Raw genomic sequence first — 19977 nt, 5'->3', positions numbered from 1 at the left:
GACCACACCCATGGACGCACCCGACACACTCACCGCCCCTCACGGGGACACCCGTACGGGCACCGCCGGGCGGCCGGCCCGGGAGGGGGGCGAGCGGCAACTCGACGGCCTGCTGTTCTTCCCCGTCACACCCTTCACCCCCGCCGGGGAGGTCGACGAGGACCTCCTGGCCCGGCACGTCGACGACGGGGTGAAGGCCGGGGCGGGCGCGGTGTTCGTCGCCTGCGGCACCGGCGAGTTCCCCGCGCTCTCCCTGGAGGAGATCGAGGTCTGCACCCGGGTGGCCGTGGCGGCCACCGCCGGACGGGTCCCGGTCTACGCCGCCGCGGGCGGCCCGCTGCCGATCGCCCGGTCCCAGGCGCGGTGCGCCGAGCGGGTCGGCGCCGACGGACTGCTGCTGCTGCCGCCCTACCTGGTGTCCAGCCCCCCGCAGGGACTCCTGCGGTACGTCGAGGAGGTCGCCGCCGCCTCCGCCCTGCCGGTCATCGTCTACCAGCGGGCCAACGCCGTCCTCACCCCGCACAGCGCCGCCGAGCTCACCCGGCTGCCCGGTGTCATCGGGATCAAGGACGGTCTGGGCGACATGGAACTGATGCACCGCATCGTGCGCGCGGTGCGGCGCGAGGCGGGCGAGGACTTCCTCTTCTTCAACGGGCTGCCCACCGCCGAGATGACCATGCACGCCTACCGGGCCGTGGGAGTCCCCCTGTACTCCTCGGCCGCCTTCGCCTTCGCCCCGGAGGTCGCCCTGGACTTCCACCGGGCGTTCACCGGCGGGGACGACGCCCGGGCGCGGCTGCTGCTCGACGAGTTCTTCGTCCCGCTGGTCACCCTGCGCAACGAGGTGCCCGGCTACGCCGTGTCCCTGGTCAAGGCGGGGGTGCGGATGCGCGGGCTGCCCGTGGGCGGAGTCCGCGCACCGCTGATGGACCCCACTCCGGCACATCTGGACCGGCTGGAGAAGCTCGTCGACCACGGTCTGCGCCTGGTGACGGCGCGGTGACGGCCGGGGAGGGGAGGGCCGCCCGGGCGGCCCTCCCCTCCTTGGCCCTCCCCTCCCCGCCGCCGGCTCCGGTGGCTGTGTTAGCCTGACCTCAGTTGCAGTTCTGGTACCCATGAACGTTGTGCGCGCCTGACGGTTCGTAACCTTCGGGCGCGTTTTGTTTTTCCGGCTCTTCCGGCGGGGTCTCATTGCGGCGACTCGGAGTTCCGCGCAGCGCGGTCCTCCGTTCCTGCCCCGACATGGAGGAGAACGACATGGCCACCGGTACCGTGAAGTGGTTCAACGCCGAAAAGGGTTTCGGCTTCATCCAGCAGGACGGCGGCGGCGCCGACGTCTTCGCCCACTACTCGAACATCGCCACCCAGGGCTTCCGTGAGCTCCACGAGGGCCAGAAGGTGAGCTTCGACGTCACCCAGGGCCAGAAGGGCCCGCAGGCGGAGAACATCCTCCCCGCCTGAGCCCCCGAGCGCCCATCCAGCGGAGCGTCATCCGGCGCCCGCCCCCCGTGGCGTCACACGTACCGGGGCCCGCACCTCAGGGTGCGGGCCCCGGCATGTTCCACGGATTCCCGCCCCCCGGCTCCACGTCCCGGCGGGTTCCGCTCCCCCGGCTCGTCCCCTCGATTCCCCCGCGGCTGTGCCCGCGGGGTCTTCCTCGGTACGTGCCACCCCGAGGAAGGTCCCTTCCGCATGCCCGCGAATCCCACCGCCCGTTCCGCCCGCCGCCGGCCGTCCCGCGCCGCGGCCCCGGCCCGCCCCCGTGTCCGCGGACATGAGGGCTCCCCGCCCCGTGCGGCGCCCGCCACGGTGACCGGCACCCCGGGGCTGCCCCCGGCCGCCTCGTTCGCCGAGCTGGCGATGCCCGCCCCGCTGCTGGAGACCCTCGGGCACGAGGGCGTCACCGTGCCGTTCCCGATCCAGGCGGCCGCCCTGCCCGACTCACTGGCCGGCCGCGACGTCCTGGGCCGCGGCCAGACCGGCTCGGGCAAGACCCTCGCCTTCGGGTTGGCCCTGCTCGCCCGCACCGCCGGGCAGCGCGCCAGACCGGGCCGCCCTCTGGCCCTGGTGCTCGTGCCCACCCGGGAACTGGCCCAGCAGGTCACCGACGCCCTCGCCCCGTACGCCCGTGCCGTCCGGCTGCGGCCGGCCACCGTGGTGGGCGGGCTGTCGATCGGCCGCCAGGCGGCCGCCCTCAAGAGCGGCGCCGAGGTGGTCGTCGCGACCCCCGGGCGTCTCGCGGACCTGGTCGAGCGCGGCCACTGCCGGCTGGACGAGGTCCGCACCACCGTGCTGGACGAGGCCGACCGGATGGCCGACATGGGCTTCCTGCCGCAGGTCACCGCACTGCTGGACCAGGTGCGCCCGGACGGCCAGCGGATGCTGTTCTCCGCCACCCTGGACCGGGACGTGGACCGGCTCGTGCGGCGCTTCCTGACCGATCCGGTGGTCCACTCGGTGGACCCCCCGGCGGGCGCCGTCACCACGATGGAGCACCACCTGCTGCGGGTGAGCGTCGACGACAAGCAGGCGGCCACCGCCCGTATCGCCGCCCGCGAGGGCCGCGTGATCATGTTCGTGCACACCAAGCGCTCCGCCGACCGGCTGACCCGGCGGCTGCTGGCCGACGGCGTACGGGCCGCCGCGCTGCACGGCGGGAAGTCCCAGAACCAGCGCAACCGCACCCTGGAGCAGTTCCGGTCCGGGCACGCCACGGTCCTGGTGGCCACCGACGTGGCAGCCCGCGGCATCCATGTCGACAACCTCGACCTGGTCGTCAACGTGGATCCGCCCGCCGACCCCAAGGACTACCTGCACCGCGGCGGCCGCACCGCCCGGGCCGGGGAGTCCGGCAGCGTCGTCACCCTGGTCACCCCCGACCAGCGCCGTGACGTCGAACGCCTGATGGCCGGGGCGGGGGTGACGCCGCACGTCACCGTGGTGCGCTCCAGCGACCCGGAACTGGCGCGCATCACCGGTGCGAGGGCTCCGTCCGGGGTTCCGGTCGTCCTCAACCCGCCGGCCGCCGGGGAGCCCCCGCGCGGCGCCGGCGGCCGGCCGGGAGCCCGCCGCCCGGCCCGCGCCCGGCGTACGGCCGCCCCGGCCCCCGCCGCGGGCCGGACCGGACGCGGACGCGGCCGCCCCCGCCGCGCCGCCTGACGGAATCCGGCACCGCGCTTCCCGGCCCCCGGCCCGCCCCGAAAGGGCGGGCCGGGGGCCGTACGTGCATGCCGCCCGTGCCACCGGGTACCCCGGCCACCCGAACAAGACGGGAGGCACTCGATGGGCAAGCTGAACAACCCGATCGAACTGCAGAAGGCACTGGGCGGCATGGACTACCCCGCCGACCGCGGCGCCCTGGTCGAGCACGCGAAGAAGAAGGGCGCGAAGGACGAGGTGGTCGAGGAGCTCTCCGCGCTGAAGAAGGACCGCTTCGACGGTCCGGACGACGTGAGCAGGGCGGTCTTCAACAAGGGCGACTGACTGCGCCGAACCGCCGGCACCCGCCCGGGGCGCGGCCGTCCACCGGCCGCGCCCCGGCGCGGGTGCCGCACGGCGCGGCCGGTCTACCGGCGGCCGCCCTCCTCCTGCTCCCCGGTGAGGTCCTCGCGGTCCACACCGGCCTCGGACATGGCGTCCTCCAGCTCCCGTCCGACGTTCCCCCGGCCCTTGTTGGCCGCCTCCGCCCGGCGGGCCGAGTCCTCGCCCTGTTCGTCGAAGACGACCTGGTCGGTCTTCTCGGTCTTGGGACGGCTCTCCTCGGGCATGGTCATCGCGGTCTCCTCACTGTGCTGCCTGTGCGCTCCCCCTGTGGTCCACAGGGGTGCAGCAGGACGCCGTACCCGTTCCCGCGCTCCGCATGCGGCCGGCGGGCGGGAACCGCGCACCCCGACCCGGGTGTCTGAGACGGTGACGGCGGGGCGTGGGGGCGCCCGGCCGGTTCCCGGGGGGTGGGGTCGATGACCGGATGGACGGTGCCGGGGTACGGGGAGCTGCGCGAGCTGGGCTCCGGCGCGAGCGGACGCGTCGTACTGGCCGTGCACGAGGCCACCGGCACACAGGTGGCCGTGAAGTACCTCGGCGAGACGCTGCTGGACGACGGGGACTTCCTGCGCGCCTTCCGCGCCGAGGCCCGGCTGCTGGGCGACCTGCGCTCGCCGTATGTCACGGGCCTGTACGAGTACGTCGAGTCACGGGACGGCGCGCGGCCCGGCGCAGCGATCGTGATGGAACTGGTGGACGGCGTCGCGCTGCGCGCGCTGCTGCGCCGAGCGGGGCCCACCGGCCCGGAGGCGGCCCTGGCCCTCCTCAAGGGCTCGCTGCTGGGTCTGGCCGCCGCCCACCGGGCCGGTGTGGTGCACCGCGACTACAAGCCGGCGAACGTCCTGGTCGCGGCGGACGGTTCGTCCAAGCTGGTGGACTTCGGCATCGCCACCCGGGACGGCGCCCCCGGCGGGTCCTCGGGCACCCCGCTCTACATGGCGCCGGAGCAGTGGAACGGCGGGCCCGCCTCACCGGCCACCGACGTCTACGCGGCGACCGCGACCTTCTACGAGTGCCTGACCGGTGAGCCCCCCTACCCGGGCGAGAGCATCGCCGAGCTGGCCGTACGGCACATCAGCGCGCCCGTGCCCGCCGAACGGGTGCCCGGACCGGTGCGCGACCTGGTCCGGCGCGGGCTGGCCAAGGAATCCGGGCAGCGGCCGCACGACGCGGCGGCCTTCGCCGCCGAACTGGAGTCGGCGGCGGCCACGGCGTACGGGGCGGACTGGGAGGAGCGCGGCCGTCGCGCGCTGGCCGCGCTGGCCGCCCTGCTGCCGCTGCTGTTCCCCCTGGCACAGGGGGGCGCGGCCGGGGTCGCCGACGCGGCCGTCACCGTCCTGGGCGGAGGCGGGGGCGGCCGGGCCGCCGGTCTGCCGGGGCGGCACGGCCGGCTGATCGGCGCGGGTGTACTGGCCGTGGCCGGGGTGCTGGCCGTGGCGGCGGTCGCCTCCGGAGGCGGGAACGGCGCGGACACCGTCCGCGCCGTGACCACGGCCGGCGCGGAGCCCGGCGGAGCCGGGGAACCGTCCGGCCGGACGGCGACGACGGGCGGGACGGGCTCACCGTCCGCAGCGCCGTCCGCGTCATCGGCGTCGTCCGCATCGTCCGCGCCGTCCGCCCACCCCACCCCGGAGGGCGGCACGGACGACGGCGCGACGGACGGGGGGACCGCCGGCACCGCCACGGACGGCACCGCCCACGGTGGGACGGAGACCGGCGCCACCACGACCGGTACCACCACGGACGGCACGGACGGCACGGACGAGGATGAGGGGGACGACGGGAGCGACGGGGACGACGGGGTCCCGGACTCCGGCGAGCCCTCCGCCGCGACGGAGGTCCGCACGGTGACGGCCGCCGGCCTGACCCAGACCGGCGCCACCACCGCCACCGCGACCGTGCGGGTGGCCACCAGCGGGACCGGCCCGGTGACCCTGACCGTCGGCTGGCACCTCGGCGACACCAGGGGCACACCGGGCGCCCGGGACGGCACTCGCACCTACCGGCTGAGCGGCGACACCGCCTACAGCCTCACCGTCGGCCACACCTTCGGCGGCCGCGGCTGCTACTGGGGCGTGAGCGCCTCGACCGATCCGGCCGCCACCGGCGGAGGCTCCTTCCAGCAGATCCTCACCCGGCAGTGTGACCTGCGTTGAACGGCGGAGAGCACCGGCACTGCGCGGACGACGGGGAACGGCCCCGCCGGCCGCCCCGCGCGCGCCGTGCCGGGGACGACCCGCCGGCCCCCGCGCCCTCCCCCGATGACGACACCTACAGCGCGACTCTCCTGGGCACCCACTGGGTCCGGACTCCGACCCCGGAGCCCGGCCCGCCCCGCCATGACACCCCCACCGCCCACCTCGCGGACCCGGCGGGCGGCGGCCCGGCGGGCGGGGTGCTGCGCATCGGGCCGGGAGTGCCCCGCTCCGGAACCGTCCCGGCCCCGGCGACCGCCGCCGGCACCCGGCCGCACGGCCGTCCGGCCGCCGGTACGATCCGCCGCCGGCCGCGCCGGTGGGCCCCGGCCGCCGCCCTCCTGGCGGCCGTCCTGGCGTACCCGGCCTGGCAGTGGCTGGGCCCGGAGCTGACGGTCCACCAGATGGCGGTGCGCGCCGACCCCGCCGGCCCCGGGTGTGACGGCACCGCCGACGTGGTGGGCGTGGTGACCACCAACGGGTGGTCCGGGACGATCCGCTACCGCTGGCTGCGCGACGGCGGCGCCTCCTCCGGTGTCCTGGAGGAGAAGGTCGCCCGGGGGCAGCGGGAGGCGCGGCTGCATCTGCTGTGGACCTTCCGCGGCGAGGGCGTCCGGCGGGCCTCCGCCCGGCTGGAGATCCTCTCCCCCGGCAGCCGCGCGGCGGACGCGGACTTCACCTACCGGTGCCCGTGAGACCCGTGCGCGTCACACCCGTACCGTCCGGGTAGGCGTCCTCCCCGGATGGGACGCACCGCCGGGGATGCGAGGTTCGACCGTGACCGTCAACGCCGATGAGCCGTGGTGGAAGACCGCCGTCGTCTACCAGATCTATCCGCGCAGCTTCGCCGACTCCGACGGCGACGGCGTCGGCGACCTGCGCGGCATCACCCGACGACTGGACCATCTCGTCGAGTTGGGCGTCGACGTGCTGTGGCTCTCCCCGGTGTACCCGTCCCCGCACGACGACAACGGATACGACATCAGCGACTACCGCGGCATCGATCCGCTCTTCGGCACCCTGGAGGACTTCGACGAACTGCTGGCCGCGGTGCACGCGCGCGGCATGCGGCTGATCATGGACCTGGTCGTCAACCACACCAGCGACGAACACCCGTGGTTCGTCTCCTCCCGGGACGGCGGTCCCGGCGGTCCGGCGCGCGACTGGTACTGGTGGCGCCCGGCCCGGCCGGGCACCGTCCCCGGCACCCCGGGCGCCGAACCGAACAACTGGGGCTCGTTCTTCTCCGGTCCGGCCTGGGAGTACGACCCGGCGAGCGGCGAGTACTACCTGCACCTCTTCTCCCGGAAGCAGCCCGATCTGAACTGGGAGAACCCCCGGGTCCGGCAGGCGGTGTACGCCATGATGCGCTGGTGGCTGGAGCGCGGCGTCGACGGCTTCCGGATGGACGTCATCAACCTGGTCTCCAAGGACCCGGCCCTGCCCGACGGCGAGGTGCCCGGGGGCGGCCGGTGGGGCGACGGCTCCCCGTACTACGTCTGCGGTCCGCGCATCCACGAGTACCTGGCCGAGATGCACCGCGAGGTGTTCGCGCCCCACCCCGGAACGCTGCTGACGGTCGGTGAGATGCCGGGAGTGACCGTCGAGCAGGCACGGCTGTTCACCGACCCGGCGCGGGCCGAGGTCGACATGGTGTTCACCTTCGAGCACGTCGGGCTCGACCACGGTCCCGGCGGCAAGTTCGACCCGCGCCCGCTGCGGCTGCCGGAGCTGAAGGCGACGATGGCCCGCTGGCAGGAAGGGCTGGGCGAGGTGGGCTGGAACAGCCTGTACTGGGGCAACCACGACCAGCCGCGCGCCGTCTCCCGCTTCGGCGACGACAGCCCACGCCACCGGACGCGCTCGGCCACCGCCCTGGCCACCGTGCTGCACCTGCACCGCGGCACCCCGTACGTCTACCAGGGCGACGAACTGGGCATGACCAACGCCCCGTTCGCCTCGATCCACGACTTCCGCGACCTGGAGTCGCTCCGCCACCACGCGGAGGAGACCGCCCACGGCGCCGACCCGGCGGAGGTGCTGGACGCGCTGCGCGTGATGGGCCGCGACAACGCCCGCACCCCCGTGCAGTGGGACGCCACCGCCCACGCCGGCTTCACCACCGGCACGCCCTGGCTGCCCGTCAACCCCGACCACACCGAGATCAACGCCGCGGCCCAGCGCGCCGACCCGGCCTCCGTCTTCCACCACCACCGCCGGCTGATCGGACTGCGGCACACCGAACCGGCCGTCGCCTTCGGCGACTTCACCCTGCTGCTACCGGATGACGAGCGGATCTGGGCCTTCCTCCGCCGCCACGAGCCCGCCCCGGGCGAGGTCACCGAGCTCCTCGTGCTCGCCAATCTCAGTTCGGAACCCGCCCGCTGCCCCGCCCCGGACGGCTGGGCGGGCACCGAGCTCCTGCTCACCAACCACCCGGGCGGCGCCCCCCTGACCTTCCCCGCCGTCACCCTCACCCCTTGGGAGGCCCGCGTCCACCGCCGCGTCCGCACGGCGGGCGGGTGAGGGCGCCCACCAGCCGGCGCGCAGCCGCCTTCCTGTGACGGCTTCAGCGTCCGGCCCGTCCGGCTCCGGGAAGCGCTCCCGGCCTCCCCGGGGCCGGCGCCGCCCAGTGGTCCAGCGGCGGCGGCAGGGGAGCGGGGTCGGTGACGGGCGGGTACGCCGGTTCGGGCAGGTCCAGCAGCCGGTACAGCACCTTGCGCATACGGCGGGCGAAGCAGCCCGGCTCGGAGGTCAGCAGTTCTGCGACCCGGGCGTACTCCTCCGGCCGGTACTCCTCGGCCGCGTACCGCAGCTGCTCCTCCAGCGGGTGCGGCGGCGACAGGGCGGGGGCGGCCCGGGCGAGGCGCGCCGCCGGGGACTCCGGGCAGATCCGCTCGCCGGGGTGGCGGTCCAGCAGGACGGGGGCGCCCGTCAGGGCCGCGTAGGCGGTGACCGAGCCGTGGTCGCCGACGACGAAGTCCGCCGCGACCAGCAGCGGGTACCAGTCGGCCTCCGGCGGCAGGAGCACCAGCCCACGGGCGCGGCAGGCGGTCAGCCAGGCCCGCAGCTGCCGACCGCCGTGTCCGGCCCAGACGTTGGGATGGACCAGCAGTGCCGTGCGGTACCTGTCCCCCGGCAGTTCCCCGAGCAGCCGGGGCAGCAGCGCCTCGAATCGGCCGAAGGAGGAGGACGGCCCCCAGGTGGACGCGAACACCACCAGCCGCCGGTCCCCGGTGAGCCCGAGAGCGCGACGGTACTCCGCGCGGTGCGGCAGGCTCGCGGTGATCCGGTCGTGGCCGGGGTCGCCGACGACCTCGGCCACCGGCAGCGCCTCGGGGCAGGAGCGCGCCAGCGCCCGGCGGTCCCGTTCGTGGGCGAGCACGATCGCGGCGGGCACCACTTTGCCGTTCCGCGTCAGGTGTCGGCGGCTCAGCATGCCCGGAACGCGTGGCGGGCCGTCCTTCTCGGCCTTGCCGTCCTCCCCGCCGGGCTCCGCGCGCAGAAGCTTGATGTGACGGCCCCGTGCGGCATGCGGAGCACGGGCGCCCGCACCTGGTCGATCCCCTGCGAGCCGGCCGCCAGGGCCAGGTCGAAACCGGCGCCGGCGGCCTGCTTCCACGGGACCACTTCGAAGCCCGTCTCCCGCAGGTGGCGGGCCACCCCGGCACCGAAGGCGTGCGGGGCGACGGTGAAGACCACCTGGATCCGCAGGTCGGGCTCCAGGAGCTCGACGACCTCCCGCAGCCGTTGCGCGTAAGGCACGGTGTGTGCAATGGCCAGGACCTGCCTGCAGCCGGTCCGGGTGGCCCACTGCCCCTGCTGGAGCACGGCGGGTGCGGTACGCCCGCGTAATGTTGGCATGGACATACCTTATGTGTCGACGTGTCGGTTGCGCCGACCGGTGAAGGGCCCCGGGCCCCGGACGGTTTCCCCGTCGCGGCGGAGGCGGCCCGTGCCGCGGCCGGACTCCGGTTCACCGGCACGGCGGAGCCTGTCGCATGCCCCGCGCGGGTACGCCTGCGCACCGCGGCCGGCGGGGTCGGTGCCTCCCCGCGCGTTCCCCTCCGGCCCGCCGTCCCGTCCTTCCCGGTGTCAGGAGAGACACGATGCCCACCAGATCAACACGCCGCGGCCTCCTCGGCCTGGCCGGCCGGGCGGCGGCGGTCGCCGCCGGTGCCGCTGCCCTTCCCGTCCTCCCCGGAGCCGCGTCCGCCGTCGCCCCGCCACAGCGCCGGTCCGCGCCGTCGGCCCCCGGGACCGGGTGCGCCGAGCCCCCGGACGCCGGTGTGCAGTGCGGCCCCGGGAGGGTGACGCCGTGACGGCCGTCTTCGTCCCCCGCGCGGAGTGGGGCGCCCTGCCCTCCCAGGGGCCGTCCACCGACATCACCCCGGGCCGGGGCGGGGTCACCGTGCACCATGTGGGGCCCTCTCCGACCGCCCGGCGGGACCACGCCGACTGCGCGGGTCAGGTGCGCGCCATCCAGCGACAGCACATGGACGGCAACGGGTGGGCCGACATCGCCTACACGTGCCTGGTGTGCGTCCACGGCCGGGTCTTCGAGGGACGGGGGCCCTGGGTGCGGACCGCCGCCAACGGCACCGCGGCGGGCAACCAGGACTGGTACGCGGTGTGCGGGCTCACCGGCGGCTCCCCGTCCGGCTACGACACCGTCACCGACGCCCTCCTGGACGCCTTCCGCTGGTCGACCGGCTGGCTGCGTGACTCCGGCGGCGCAGGGGCCGGCATCAACCGGCACGGCGACCACATCGTCACCCAGTGCCCCGGAGGGCTCTCCCCCTACGTGCTGAACGGCTCGCTGGAGCCCGGCTCCGGCCCGCGGGACCGGGCCGGGACATGGCCCTTCCCGTTCGGGCGGGGGACGGCGGGACGCGGGACGGCGGCCGGGACCGCCGGGACCGCCGGGACCGGGGGCTGGTGACGGGCCCGGTGGCGGCGGGTCTTCCGGGGCGCTCCCGCGCCGGCGCCCTCCGGCCGGCGTCCGCCCACCGGGCCGGATACGGAGGCCCCGGAAGGGGGTAGACGTCCGGCGCGCGCCCTTCGGGCCGGACGCGGTCCGAAGGGGCCGCGGACGTGTACCGTCCGGCCCTGGGCCGGACGGCCGCTCCCCGGAGAGGCTGGTGGCGGTCGCGAGCGGGCGGCCACGGAGTCGGTGACGGTTCCCGGAAGAAGAGGCGACGGTGGAGGAAACGGTGGACAGCACGGCGGACGGTGCGGCGGGCGGCGCGGCGGAGAAGGCGGTGGACATCGTCGCCTACGGTGTCGTGACCGACGAACTTCCGCTGCTGGAGCGGGCTTTCAAAGGGCAGCACCGGCTGCGCTGCCTGGATCTGGTCCTCAACCGGGACACCGCCGCCACGGCCGCCGGCTGCACGGTGGTGTGCAGCAGCGTCAACGACGTGCTGGACGAGGAGGTCCTGACCACCCTGGCGGACGGCGGCACGAAACTGGTCACCCAGCGCGCCACCGGTTACAACAACATCGACCTGGACGCGGCCCGGAAACTGGGGCTGGCCGTCTCCCGGGTGTCGTCCTACTCCCCCTACTCGGTGGCCGAGTTCGCCTGGACGCTGGCCCTGGCGGTCAACCGCCGGGTGGCCCGGTCGGTGGCCCGCACCCGCGACTTCGACTTCCGGCTCAACGGCCTGCTGGGCCGCGACTTCCACGGCCGTACCGCCGGGGTGGTGGGCACCGGGAAGATCGGGGCGGCCTTCGCCCGCATCGCCGCGGGGTTCGGCATGCGGCTGCTGGGCTGGGACATCGCCGAGAACCCCGAGTGCCTGGAACTGGGCATGGAGTACGTCGAGCGCGAGCGGCTGTTCGCCGAGGCCGACCTGGTGAGCCTGCACGTGCCGCTGCTGCCCGACACGTACCACCTGGTGGACCGTGCCGCCCTGGCCCGGATGAAGGACGACGCCATCCTGATCAACACCAGCCGCGGCGGCCTGATCGACGCCCAGGCCCTGGTGGACACCCTGCGGGCGGGCCGGCTCGACGGGGTGGGGCTGGACGTCTACGAGGAGGAGGCCGGGGTGTTCTTCTTCGACCGCTCCCTGGACGTGATCACCGACGACACGCTGGCGCGGCTGATGACCTTCCGCAACGTCCTGGTCAGCTCGCACCAGGCGTACTTCACCCATGACGCGGTGGAGGAGATCGTCCGGACCACCGCCCGCAACGTCGAGGACCACCTGGCCGGGCGCGCCAACACCAACACCCTGGTGCCCCCGCCCGACCGGGGCTGAGGCCGGGTCCCCGCCCGGGGACGCGGGAGGGGCGCGGGGGGTCTGCGCCGTTCCCGCCAGGGCCGTCCGGCCCCGCCGCAGGGGTCGGTGTCCGGGTCCGGTTCAGGGTCGGCTTTCATCGTCCGCTGCCTCCCGGCCTGTCCGGAACGACGGGACACGGCGAGTGTTCCGTCGTCCACCAGACTGAGGGGAGAACAAGGTTTTCGCCCGGGCCGGGGAGCGGCCGTCCCCCAGTCGAGGGGGGACGGCCGCGGCCCGGTTCCGCTCACCGCGTCACTTGCCCGTCGCCGCCCGGTCGCGGTCGGGGTCCAGGGCGGCGCGGGCCGCCTCCAGCCGGGCGACCGGCACCCGGAACGGGGAGCAGGACACGTAGTCCAGCTCCGCCTCGTGGAAGAAGTGCACGGAGTCCGGGTCACCGCCGTGCTCGCCGCAGACACCGATCTTCAGCCCCGGCCGGGCGGCCCGGCCCTCGGCGACCGCGATCCGCACCAGGCGGCCCACTCCCTGCCGGTCGATGGTCTCGAACGGCGAGACCTCGAAGATGCCCCGCTCCAGGTAGGCGGAGAAGAACGACGCCTCCACGTCGTCCCGGGACATCCCCCAGGTGGTCTGGGTCAGGTCGTTGGTGCCCAGTGAGAAGAAGTCGGCCCGGTCCGCGATCCGGTCCGCGGTCAGCGCTGCCCTCGGCAGCTCGATCATGGTGCCGATCGGGCAGGTCAGCGCCCGGCCCACCTGCTCGGACACCTCGGCCAGGACGGCCTCCACCTCCTGTCGCACCAGCCGCAGCTCGGCGGCGGTGTCCACCAGCGGCACCATGATCTCCACCCGCGGGTCGCCGCCGTCGGCCAGCCGCCCGGCCACCGCCTCGGCCACGGCCCGCACCTGGAGCGCGATCAGCCCCGGCACCAGCAGGCCCAGCCGGACCCCGCGCAGCCCCAGCATCGGGTTGTGCTCGTGCATGCGCTCCACGGTCCGCAGCAGTCGCACGTCGTGCGGGTCGGGCTCGCCCCCGGCCGCCTCGGCGGAGGCCACCCGGACGGCCAGTCCGGTGTGGTCGGGCAGGAACTCGTGCAGCGGCGGGTCCAGCAGCCGGATGGTGACCGGCAGCCCGTCCATGGCCGCCAGCAGGGCGGTGAAGTCCTCCCGCTGCGGCGGCAGCAGCGCCGCCAGCGCCCTCTCCCGCTCGCTGTCGGTGCGGGCCAGGATCATCGCCTCCACCAGCCGGCGCCGCTCGCCGAGGAACATGTGCTCGGTGCGGCACAGTCCGATGCCCTGGGCGCCGAAGCGGCGGGCCCGGGCGGCGTCCTCGGGGGTGTCGGCGTTGGCCCGCACCGCCATGCGCCGGGCGGCGTCGGCGTGTTCCATCAGCCGTGCCACCGCGTCCACCAGCCCGGACTCCCGTTCCCCGGTCTCGAAGTACCGCATCACCGGTGATCCCACCAGCGGCAGCGCCCCCAGGTGGACGGTGCCGGCCGAGCCGTCGACGGACACCTCGGTGCCCTCGGCGACCTCGGTGACCGTCCCGTCGGGGCCGGTGACGGTGAAGCGGCGGGCCGCGACGTCGATGCCGAGGCTCTCGGCGCCGCACACGCACACCCGCCCCATGCCCCGGGCCACCACGGCCGCGTGGCTGGTCTTGCCGCCGCGGCTGGTCAGCACCGCCTGGGCGGCGACCATGCCGGGCAGGTCGTCGGGGGTGGTCTCGGGGCGCACCAGCACCACCTGCTCCCCGGCGGCGGCGCGGCGCACCGCCTCGGCGGAGTCGAAGACCACCGTGCCGACGGCGGCGCCGGGCGAGGCCGGTACGCCCGTGGCCAGCGGGGCACCGGCCGAGGCGGTGTCGAAGCGGGGGAACATCAGCCGGGCGAGCTGGTCGCCGGTGACCCGGTCCAGCGCCTCCGGCCAGTCGATCAGCCCCTCGTCCACCAACTGCACGGCGATACGGAAGGCCGCCTCGGCGGTGCGCTTGCCCACCCGGGTCTGCAGCATCCACAGTTTGCCGCGCTCCACGGTGAACTCGATGTCGCAGAGGTCCCGGTAGTGCCGCTCCAGGGTCGCCATGTGGCCGCACAGCTGCGTGTGGCACTCCGGGTGGTGCTCCTGGAGTTCCTGCAGCGGCACGGCGTTGCGCACCCCGGAGACCACGTCCTCGCCCTGCGCGTCGGGCAGGTAGTCCCCGTAGATCCCCTGCCGCCCGGTGGCCGGGTCGCGGGTGAAGGCCACCCCGGTGCCGGAGTCCGGGCCGAGGTTGCCGAAGACCATCACCTGTACGTTGACGGCCGTGCCCAGGTCGTCGGGGATGTGCTCGCGGCGCCGGTAGAGGCGGGCCCGCTCCCCGTTCCAGGACTCGAAGACGGCGCGCACCGCGCGCCGCAGCTGCTCGGCCGGGTCCTGGGGGAACTCCTCCCCGGTCCGCTCCCGCACGATCGCCAGGAACTCCGCCACCAGCCGCGGCCGCTCCGCCGGGTCGGGGCGGCGGGCCAGCGCGTCGGCGAACAGCGCGCCGTCGATCCCCATGACGGTGGTGCCGAACATCTGGACGAGCCGCCGGTAGGAGTCCCAGGCGAACTCCTCGTGTCCGGAGGTCTTGGCCAGCCCGGCCACGGACCGGTCGTTCAGGCCGATGTCGAGGATGGTCTCCATCATCCCCGGCATGGAGTAGCGGGCCCCGGAGCGTACCGACACCAGCAGCGGGTCGTCCGGGTCGCCCAGCCGGCGCCCGGTCGCCTCCTCCAGCGCCGCCAGGTGCTCGGCCAGCTCCCGCCGCAGGCCCCCGGGCTCGGTGCCGGTGGCCAGGTAGGCCCGGCAGGCCTCGGTGATGACGGTGAAGCCGGGCGGCACCGGGAGGCCGATGCGGGTCATCTCGGCGAGGTTGGCGCCCTTGCCGCCGAGGAGGTCGGCCTGCTCCCGGCCACCCTCGGTGAAGTCGTGAACGTAGCGGACCATGGTGGTCTCCTTACGGCCCGGCGCCCGCCCGGGACGGGGCCCGGGCGCGAGGCGTCTGCCGGTTGCCGGACGGATCGGGCCGGGGGACGGGGACGGGAGTCCGCGGGGCCCCGGGGTGCGTGTCCGCCGCCGGGGCGGCGGACACGCCGGGTGCGGTGGTGGCGCGGCGGCTCACTCGTGCGGGACGACGGCGACGGGCACGGTGGCGTGGTGCATCACCGCGTGGGCGACCGGACCGATGTGGAAGCCCAGCGGGGAGCGCCGGTCGCGGCGGCCGACGACCACCAGACAGGCGTCCTCGGCGGCCTCCAGGAGCTGCTGGGCGATCCTGCCGACCACGGCCTGCGTCCGGACCTCCACGTCCGGGTACTTGCCCTGCCAGGGCCGCAGCGCGTCGGTCAGGGCCCGGAGCTTCTCCTCGGCCAGACCGTCCAGGAAGCCGGGGCCGAAGCCGGCGGGGTTGACGCCGTAGGCGGCCGGCAGGTTCCAGCCGTGGACGACCCGCAGCGGCGCGCCGCGCCGGGCGGCGGCGTCGAAGGCGAAGTCCAGCAGCCCGTCGCAGGGCTTGCTCAGGTCCAGGCCCAGCACCACGTCGCGGTACGGTGCCTCGCCGCCGGCCGCCAGGGCCTCCGGCTCGTCGCGGTGGGCGGCCTCCTCGGTCGTCCCGGCCCGCACCAGCACCACCGGGCAGGTCACATGGGCCGCGGCGGACAGGGCGACGGAGCCGACCAGGAAGCCGGCCAGCGCTCCTCTGCCCTTGGAGCCCAGCACCAGCAGCCCGGCGCCGTCGGCGGCCTTGCGCAGGACGTCGGCCGGGCGGCCGTCGAGCCGCTCGGTGCCGATCTCCAGGGTGGGGTGCCGGCCGGCCAGCTCCGCCGCCACCCGGCCCGGCTGCTCCTCCCAGCGCTTGCGGGCCTCCGGGTCCACGTTGGACAGCAGCAGCGGGTGGGAGTCGGCCTCCCTCACCTGGACCAGCCGCAGCGGCACCCCGCGCCGCAGCGCCTCGCGGGCCGCCCAGTCCGCGGCGGCCAGACTCTCGCTCGAGCCGTCCAGGCCCACGATGACGGTGCGCTCCATGGCTTCCTCCCTACGTCGTTCTCGGACGGGCGGCGGTCCGCCCTGTCTCCAGGCTCGCCCCCGGGTACCCGCCGGCGAGAGGGGACACAGGTCCCGACCGGCGGGACCCTCCGTCCCGCGGCCCGGGCCACGCGGCCCGTCCCGGGCCGCCGGCCGGTCCCGCCGGTACCGCACCGGGGCCGAACGGCCCTCGCGGCGGGCCCCGCACGGCCCCTGCGGCGGAGCCCGCGCCGTCCGACTCTGGAGTCGGAACCGCACACGGAAGGGGATCCGCCATGACGGACACCGCGGAACACGTACGGCAGGCCCACGCGCTGCTGGCCGACGGCAGGACCGTGGAGATACGCCCCGCGCGGCCCGAGGACCGCCTCGGAGTCGAGGGGCTGTACGCCCGCATGTCGCCCGAGAGCCTCCGGTGGCGGTTCCCCGCCTCCGGCCCCGGACCGGGGCGGCAGGCCGCCCGGCGGGTCTGCGGCCCGGCGCGCCCGGGCTGCCTGGCGCTGCTGGCCCTGTACGACGGCCGGGTGGTCGGCGTCGCCGAGTACGAGGGCGGCAGGGCCGGCGAGGCCGGTGAGAACGGTGAGAACGGCGGATCCGCCACGCCCGTCGCCGGCGGGGCGCCCGTCACCACCGCGGAGGTCGCCCTGGCCGTCGCCGACGACTTCCGCCACCACGGCGTGGGCACCCTGCTGCTGGAGCACCTGGTGCACGCCGCACGCGCCGAGGGCGTCACCGCCTTCACCGCCGGGGCCCTGGCCGGCAACCACGCCGTACTGCGGGTCTTCGCCGACCTCGGGCTGCGCACCACCCGCCGCCTCGACGGCGGCGAGGTGCGCTGCGAGATCCTGCTCGACCCCGACGAGCACTACCTGGCGTCGGTCGACGAACGCGGCCGCACCGCCGACGCCGCCAGCCTCCGCCCGCTGCTGCGCCCCCGCTCGATCGCCGTGGTCGGCGCCGGCCGCGCCGAGGGCTCGGTGGGCCGGGCCGTCCTGCGCAATCTGCACCGCGCCGGTTTCACCGGCCGGCTGCTGGCCGTCAACCCGCACGCCTCGGTCGTCGAGCGCACCCCCTGCTACCCGTCGGTGGCCGTCCTGCCCAAGGCCCCCGAACTGGCCGTCCTGACCGTCCCCGCGCACGCCGTGCCCGAGACGGCCCGGCAGTGCGGCAAGAGCGGCGTCCGCGCCCTGGTGGTGCTCACCTCCGGGCTGGACGCCGAGCAGGGGGCCGCCCTGCTGGCCACCTGCCGCCACTACGGCATGCGCCTGGTCGGCCCCAACTGCCTGGGCATCGCCAACACCGAGGACGGCATCCGGCTGGACGCCACCTTCGCCGCCCACCGCCCGCTGCCCGGCAGCGCCGGGGTCGCGGTGCAGTCCGGCGGCGTCGGCATCGCCCTGCTCGGCGGGCTCGCCCGGCTGGGCATCGGCGTGTCCAGCTTCGTCTCCCTCGGCGACAAGTACGACGTCAGCGGCAACGACCTGCTCCAGTGGTGGGAGGGCGACGGCCGCACCGACCTGGCCCTGCTGCACCTGGAGTCCTTCGGCAACCCCCGCGCTTTTTCCCGCACCGCCCGCCGCGTCGCCCGGCACATGCCGGTGCTGACCGTCGACGCGGGCCGCTCGGCGGCCGGCCGACGCGCCGCCGCCTCCCACACCGCCGCCGCGGCCACTCCCACCATGACCCGCCGGGCCCTGTTCACCCAGGCCGGCGTCATCGCCACCCGCTCCATCGGCGAACTGCTGGACGCCGCCGCCCTGCTGCACTCCCAGCCACTGCCGACCGGCTCCCGCGTCGCGGTGGTATCCAACGCCGGCGGCGCCGGGGTGCTGGCCGCCGATGCCTGCGTCGAGGCCGGCCTGACCGTCCCCGAACTGCCCGCCGCCCTCGCCGCCGAACTGGGCGTCGCCCTGCCGGCCGGGGCGGCCGCCGGCAACCCGGTGGACACCACGGCCGCCGTCGGCGGCACCGAGCTGGCCGCCTGCCTGGACCGGCTGGCCCGCCGGAGTGACATCGACGCCGTCCTGGTGGTGCTGGTGCCCACCGCCACCGTCCGGGCCACCGGCGACGACCCGGTCCGCGCCCTGCTGCGCACCGCCGGCGACCACCCCGCCAAGACCTTCGCCGCCGTCCTGCCCGACCAGGGCGAACGCGTCCGGCTGCTGCCCACCGGGCACCCCGACGGCAGCGCGCTGCCGGTCTACGCCGACCCCCAGGACGCCGCCCGCGCCCTGGCCCGCGCCGTCGAGCGCACCCGCTGGCTCGGCCGCCCGTCCGGCACCGTCCCCGAGATCGACGGTCTGACCGGCACCGCCCACGCCGCCGCCCGGGACGCCGCCCGCGCCCTGGTCGCCGGCTTCCTCGCCGAGCACCCCGGCGGCGGCTGGCTCGACCCGCGCCACTGCGCGCGGCTGCTGGACCTGTACGGCGTCCTCCGGCTGCCCCAGATCTGGGCCGGGAACGAGGACGCGGCCGTCGCCGCCGCGGCCGCGCTGTCCGCCGCGGGCGGACCGGAGGGACCGGACGGGTCAGAGGGACCGGACGGCCGGGTCGCGCTCAAGGCGCACTGGCCCGGCCTGGTCCACAAGTCCGACCAGGGCGCGGTCGTCCTCGATCTGGCCGGCGAGCACCGGGTGCGGGCCGCCTGGCGGGAGCTGACCGCCCGGCTGGGCGACGTGATGACCGGCGCGGTCGTCCAGCCCATGGCCCGGCGCGGCACCGAGCTGGTCGCCGGTGTCGTCCAGGACGAGGTCTTCGGTCCGCTGGTGCTGTTCGGTCTGGGCGGCACCGCCACCGACGTGCTGGCCGACCATGCCGCCCGGCTCGCCCCGCTCACCGACCGGGACGTCCGCGACCTGCTCACCGCACCACGCTGCGCGCCGCTGCTGTTCGGCCACCGCGGCGGCCCTCCGGCCGATCTGGACGGGCTGGAGCAGACCCTGCTGCGGCTCTCCACGATGGCCTGCGACCTGCCCGAGCTCGCCGAGGCCGAGATCAACCCCCTGCTGGCCCGGCCGGACGGCGTCACCGCCGTCGACGCCCGCGTCCGGCTGCTGCCGCGGCGCGCCCACGACCCCCATCTGCGCCGGCTGCGCTGAGCGCTCCGACGGCAAGAGGAACGGAGAGAACCATGAAGCACCGAGTCGTCGGAGCCGTGATGACCGCCGACGTGGTCACCGCCACCCCCGGCACACCGTTCAAGCGGATCACCGAGCTGCTCGCCCGGCACGGCATCAGCGGCCTCCCGGTCGTCGACGACGACGACAAGGTCCTCGGTGTCGTCTCCGAGAGCGATCTGCTGAACCACCAGGCCCACCAGGACCCGGGCGCCGGCCGGCGCCCGCTGAGCCGCACCGCCCGCCACCGGGCCGACGCGGCCGAGGCCCGCACCGCGGGTGAGCTGATGACCGCGCCGGCCGTCACCGTCCAAGCCCTGGACTCCGTGCCGCGCGCGGCCCGCACCATGGTCGAGCACCGGGTCCAGCGGCTTCCGGTGCTGGACGAGGAGGACCGGCTGGTCGGCATCGTCACCCGCCGTGACCTGCTGGGCGTCTTCCTCCGCCCGGACGCCGAGATCCGTGCCGAGGTGATCGACGACGTGCTGGTGCGGGCCCTGTGGATTCCGCCGGACACCGTCACCGTCACCGTCACCGACGGTGTGGTCACCCTGACCGGACGGGTCGAGCGCAGTACCGACATCCCCATAGCCCTGCGGATGGCCGGCCGGGTCGAGGGGGTGGTCGCCGTCGTCGACCGGCTCACCGCCCGGCTGGACGACACCCGGCTGCGGCCCGAGGAGCCGGCCCTGCTGCACGGCATCGGCGATCTGTGGTGGCTGCACGGCCGGTGAGCCGCCGGCCGTTCCGCCGGCCGTTGCGAGGCGGGCACCCGCACCGTCACGGTCGGCGGAGCCACGGACCACAGGACCGCGGGGTGCCGAACCGACAGAT

Annotated in this window: 16 protein-coding genes; 11 read left to right on the top strand and 5 right to left on the bottom strand. The window is 75.7% G+C overall.

Annotated features, from left to right (window positions below):
* The first annotated feature begins 10 nt into the window (after positions 1–10).
* The 4 genes from CUT44_RS26190 (at position 11) to CUT44_RS26175 (ending at position 3483) form a co-directional block, all read left to right on the top strand.
* Positions 11–1003 (top strand): 5-dehydro-4-deoxyglucarate dehydratase, encoded by a 993-nt coding sequence (locus CUT44_RS26190; protein WP_100204382.1) that lies wholly within the window; start codon positions 11–13, stop codon positions 1001–1003.
* Between the two features lie 254 nt (positions 1004–1257).
* Complete coding sequence (locus CUT44_RS26185; protein WP_100204381.1) at positions 1258–1461, top strand: cold-shock protein; 204 nt, start codon at positions 1258–1260, stop codon at positions 1459–1461.
* Positions 1462–1692: 231 nt separating this feature from the next.
* Positions 1693–3159 (top strand): DEAD/DEAH box helicase, encoded by a 1467-nt coding sequence (locus CUT44_RS26180; RefSeq protein WP_100204380.1) that lies wholly within the window; start codon positions 1693–1695, stop codon positions 3157–3159.
* A 123-nt stretch (positions 3160–3282) separates the two neighbouring features.
* The gene (locus CUT44_RS26175) at positions 3283–3483 is read left to right on the top strand and encodes a DUF2795 domain-containing protein (RefSeq protein WP_100204379.1); all 201 of its coding nucleotides are present in this window, start codon (positions 3283–3285) and stop codon (positions 3481–3483) included.
* An 83-nt stretch (positions 3484–3566) separates the two neighbouring features.
* On the opposite strand, the gene CUT44_RS26170 is transcribed toward CUT44_RS26175, so the two are convergent.
* A complete protein-coding gene (locus tag CUT44_RS26170) occupies positions 3567–3773 on the bottom strand; it encodes a hypothetical protein (protein WP_100204378.1) in 207 nt (68 codons plus the stop codon).
* A gap of 186 nt (positions 3774–3959) precedes the next feature.
* Between CUT44_RS26170 and CUT44_RS26165 the strand changes: the two genes are divergently transcribed.
* The 3 genes from CUT44_RS26165 to CUT44_RS26155 all read left to right on the top strand — a co-directional run bounded on the left by CUT44_RS26165 (position 3960) and on the right by CUT44_RS26155 (position 8264).
* A complete protein-coding gene (locus tag CUT44_RS26165) occupies positions 3960–5699 on the top strand; it encodes a serine/threonine-protein kinase (RefSeq protein WP_100204377.1) in 1740 nt (579 codons plus the stop codon).
* Positions 5696–6433 carry a hypothetical protein gene (locus tag CUT44_RS26160; protein WP_199185843.1) on the top strand — a complete coding sequence of 246 codons (738 nt, stop codon included), beginning with the start codon at positions 5696–5698 and terminating at the stop codon, positions 6431–6433. Before CUT44_RS26165 ends, CUT44_RS26160 begins: the two co-directional genes overlap by 4 nt.
* 82 nt (positions 6434–6515) lie before the next feature.
* Positions 6516–8264 carry a glycoside hydrolase family 13 protein gene (locus CUT44_RS26155; RefSeq protein ID WP_233221660.1) on the top strand — a complete coding sequence of 583 codons (1749 nt, stop codon included), beginning with the start codon at positions 6516–6518 and terminating at the stop codon, positions 8262–8264.
* Positions 8265–8307: 43 nt separating this feature from the next.
* Here the strand turns inward: CUT44_RS26155 and CUT44_RS26150 are convergent, their stop codons facing one another.
* Both CUT44_RS26150 and CUT44_RS34745 read right to left on the bottom strand, forming a co-directional pair.
* Entirely contained in the window at positions 8308–9177 is an 870-nt protein-coding gene (locus CUT44_RS26150) for a hypothetical protein (RefSeq protein WP_332888289.1), read from the bottom strand.
* The gene (locus CUT44_RS34745) at positions 9171–9602 is read right to left on the bottom strand and encodes a hypothetical protein (RefSeq protein WP_332888288.1); all 432 of its coding nucleotides are present in this window, start codon (positions 9600–9602) and stop codon (positions 9171–9173) included. The genes CUT44_RS26150 and CUT44_RS34745 overlap by 7 nt, the downstream gene beginning before the upstream one ends.
* Positions 9603–10056: 454 nt before the next feature.
* Here CUT44_RS34745 and CUT44_RS33240 point away from each other — a divergent pair, with 454 nt between their 5' ends.
* Together CUT44_RS33240 and CUT44_RS26140 are read left to right on the top strand one after the other, a co-directional pair.
* Positions 10057–10680: a peptidoglycan recognition protein family protein gene (locus CUT44_RS33240; RefSeq protein ID WP_158239672.1), complete on the top strand. Its 624-nt coding sequence runs from the start codon at positions 10057–10059 to the stop codon at positions 10678–10680.
* Positions 10681–10999: 319 nt separating this feature from the next.
* Complete coding sequence (locus CUT44_RS26140) at positions 11000–12004, top strand: 2-hydroxyacid dehydrogenase (RefSeq protein WP_100204480.1); 1005 nt, start codon at positions 11000–11002, stop codon at positions 12002–12004.
* 273 nt (positions 12005–12277) lie between these two features.
* Here the strand turns inward: CUT44_RS26140 and ppdK are convergent, their stop codons facing one another.
* Both ppdK and CUT44_RS26130 read right to left on the bottom strand, forming a co-directional pair.
* Positions 12278–14950: a pyruvate, phosphate dikinase gene (gene ppdK, locus CUT44_RS26135; RefSeq protein WP_100204374.1), complete on the bottom strand. Its 2673-nt coding sequence runs from the start codon at positions 14948–14950 to the stop codon at positions 12278–12280.
* Between the two features lie 171 nt (positions 14951–15121).
* Positions 15122–16027: a universal stress protein gene (locus tag CUT44_RS26130; RefSeq protein ID WP_100204373.1), complete on the bottom strand. Its 906-nt coding sequence runs from the start codon at positions 16025–16027 to the stop codon at positions 15122–15124.
* 275 nt (positions 16028–16302) lie between these two features.
* Here CUT44_RS26130 and CUT44_RS26125 point away from each other — a divergent pair, with 275 nt between their 5' ends.
* Positions 16303–19125, top strand: coding sequence for a bifunctional acetate--CoA ligase family protein/GNAT family N-acetyltransferase (locus CUT44_RS26125; RefSeq protein ID WP_100204372.1), 2823 nt, complete (start codon positions 16303–16305; stop codon positions 19123–19125).
* A gap of 32 nt (positions 19126–19157) precedes the next feature.
* The gene (locus CUT44_RS26120) at positions 19158–19877 is read left to right on the top strand and encodes a CBS domain-containing protein (RefSeq protein ID WP_100204371.1); all 720 of its coding nucleotides are present in this window, start codon (positions 19158–19160) and stop codon (positions 19875–19877) included.
* Positions 19878–19977 lie beyond the last annotated feature (100 nt).

This window comes from Streptomyces carminius (assembly GCF_002794255.1).
Classification (GTDB): domain Bacteria; phylum Actinomycetota; class Actinomycetes; order Streptomycetales; family Streptomycetaceae; genus Streptomyces; species Streptomyces carminius.
This window is presented reverse-complemented; position numbering and strand designations above follow the sequence as displayed.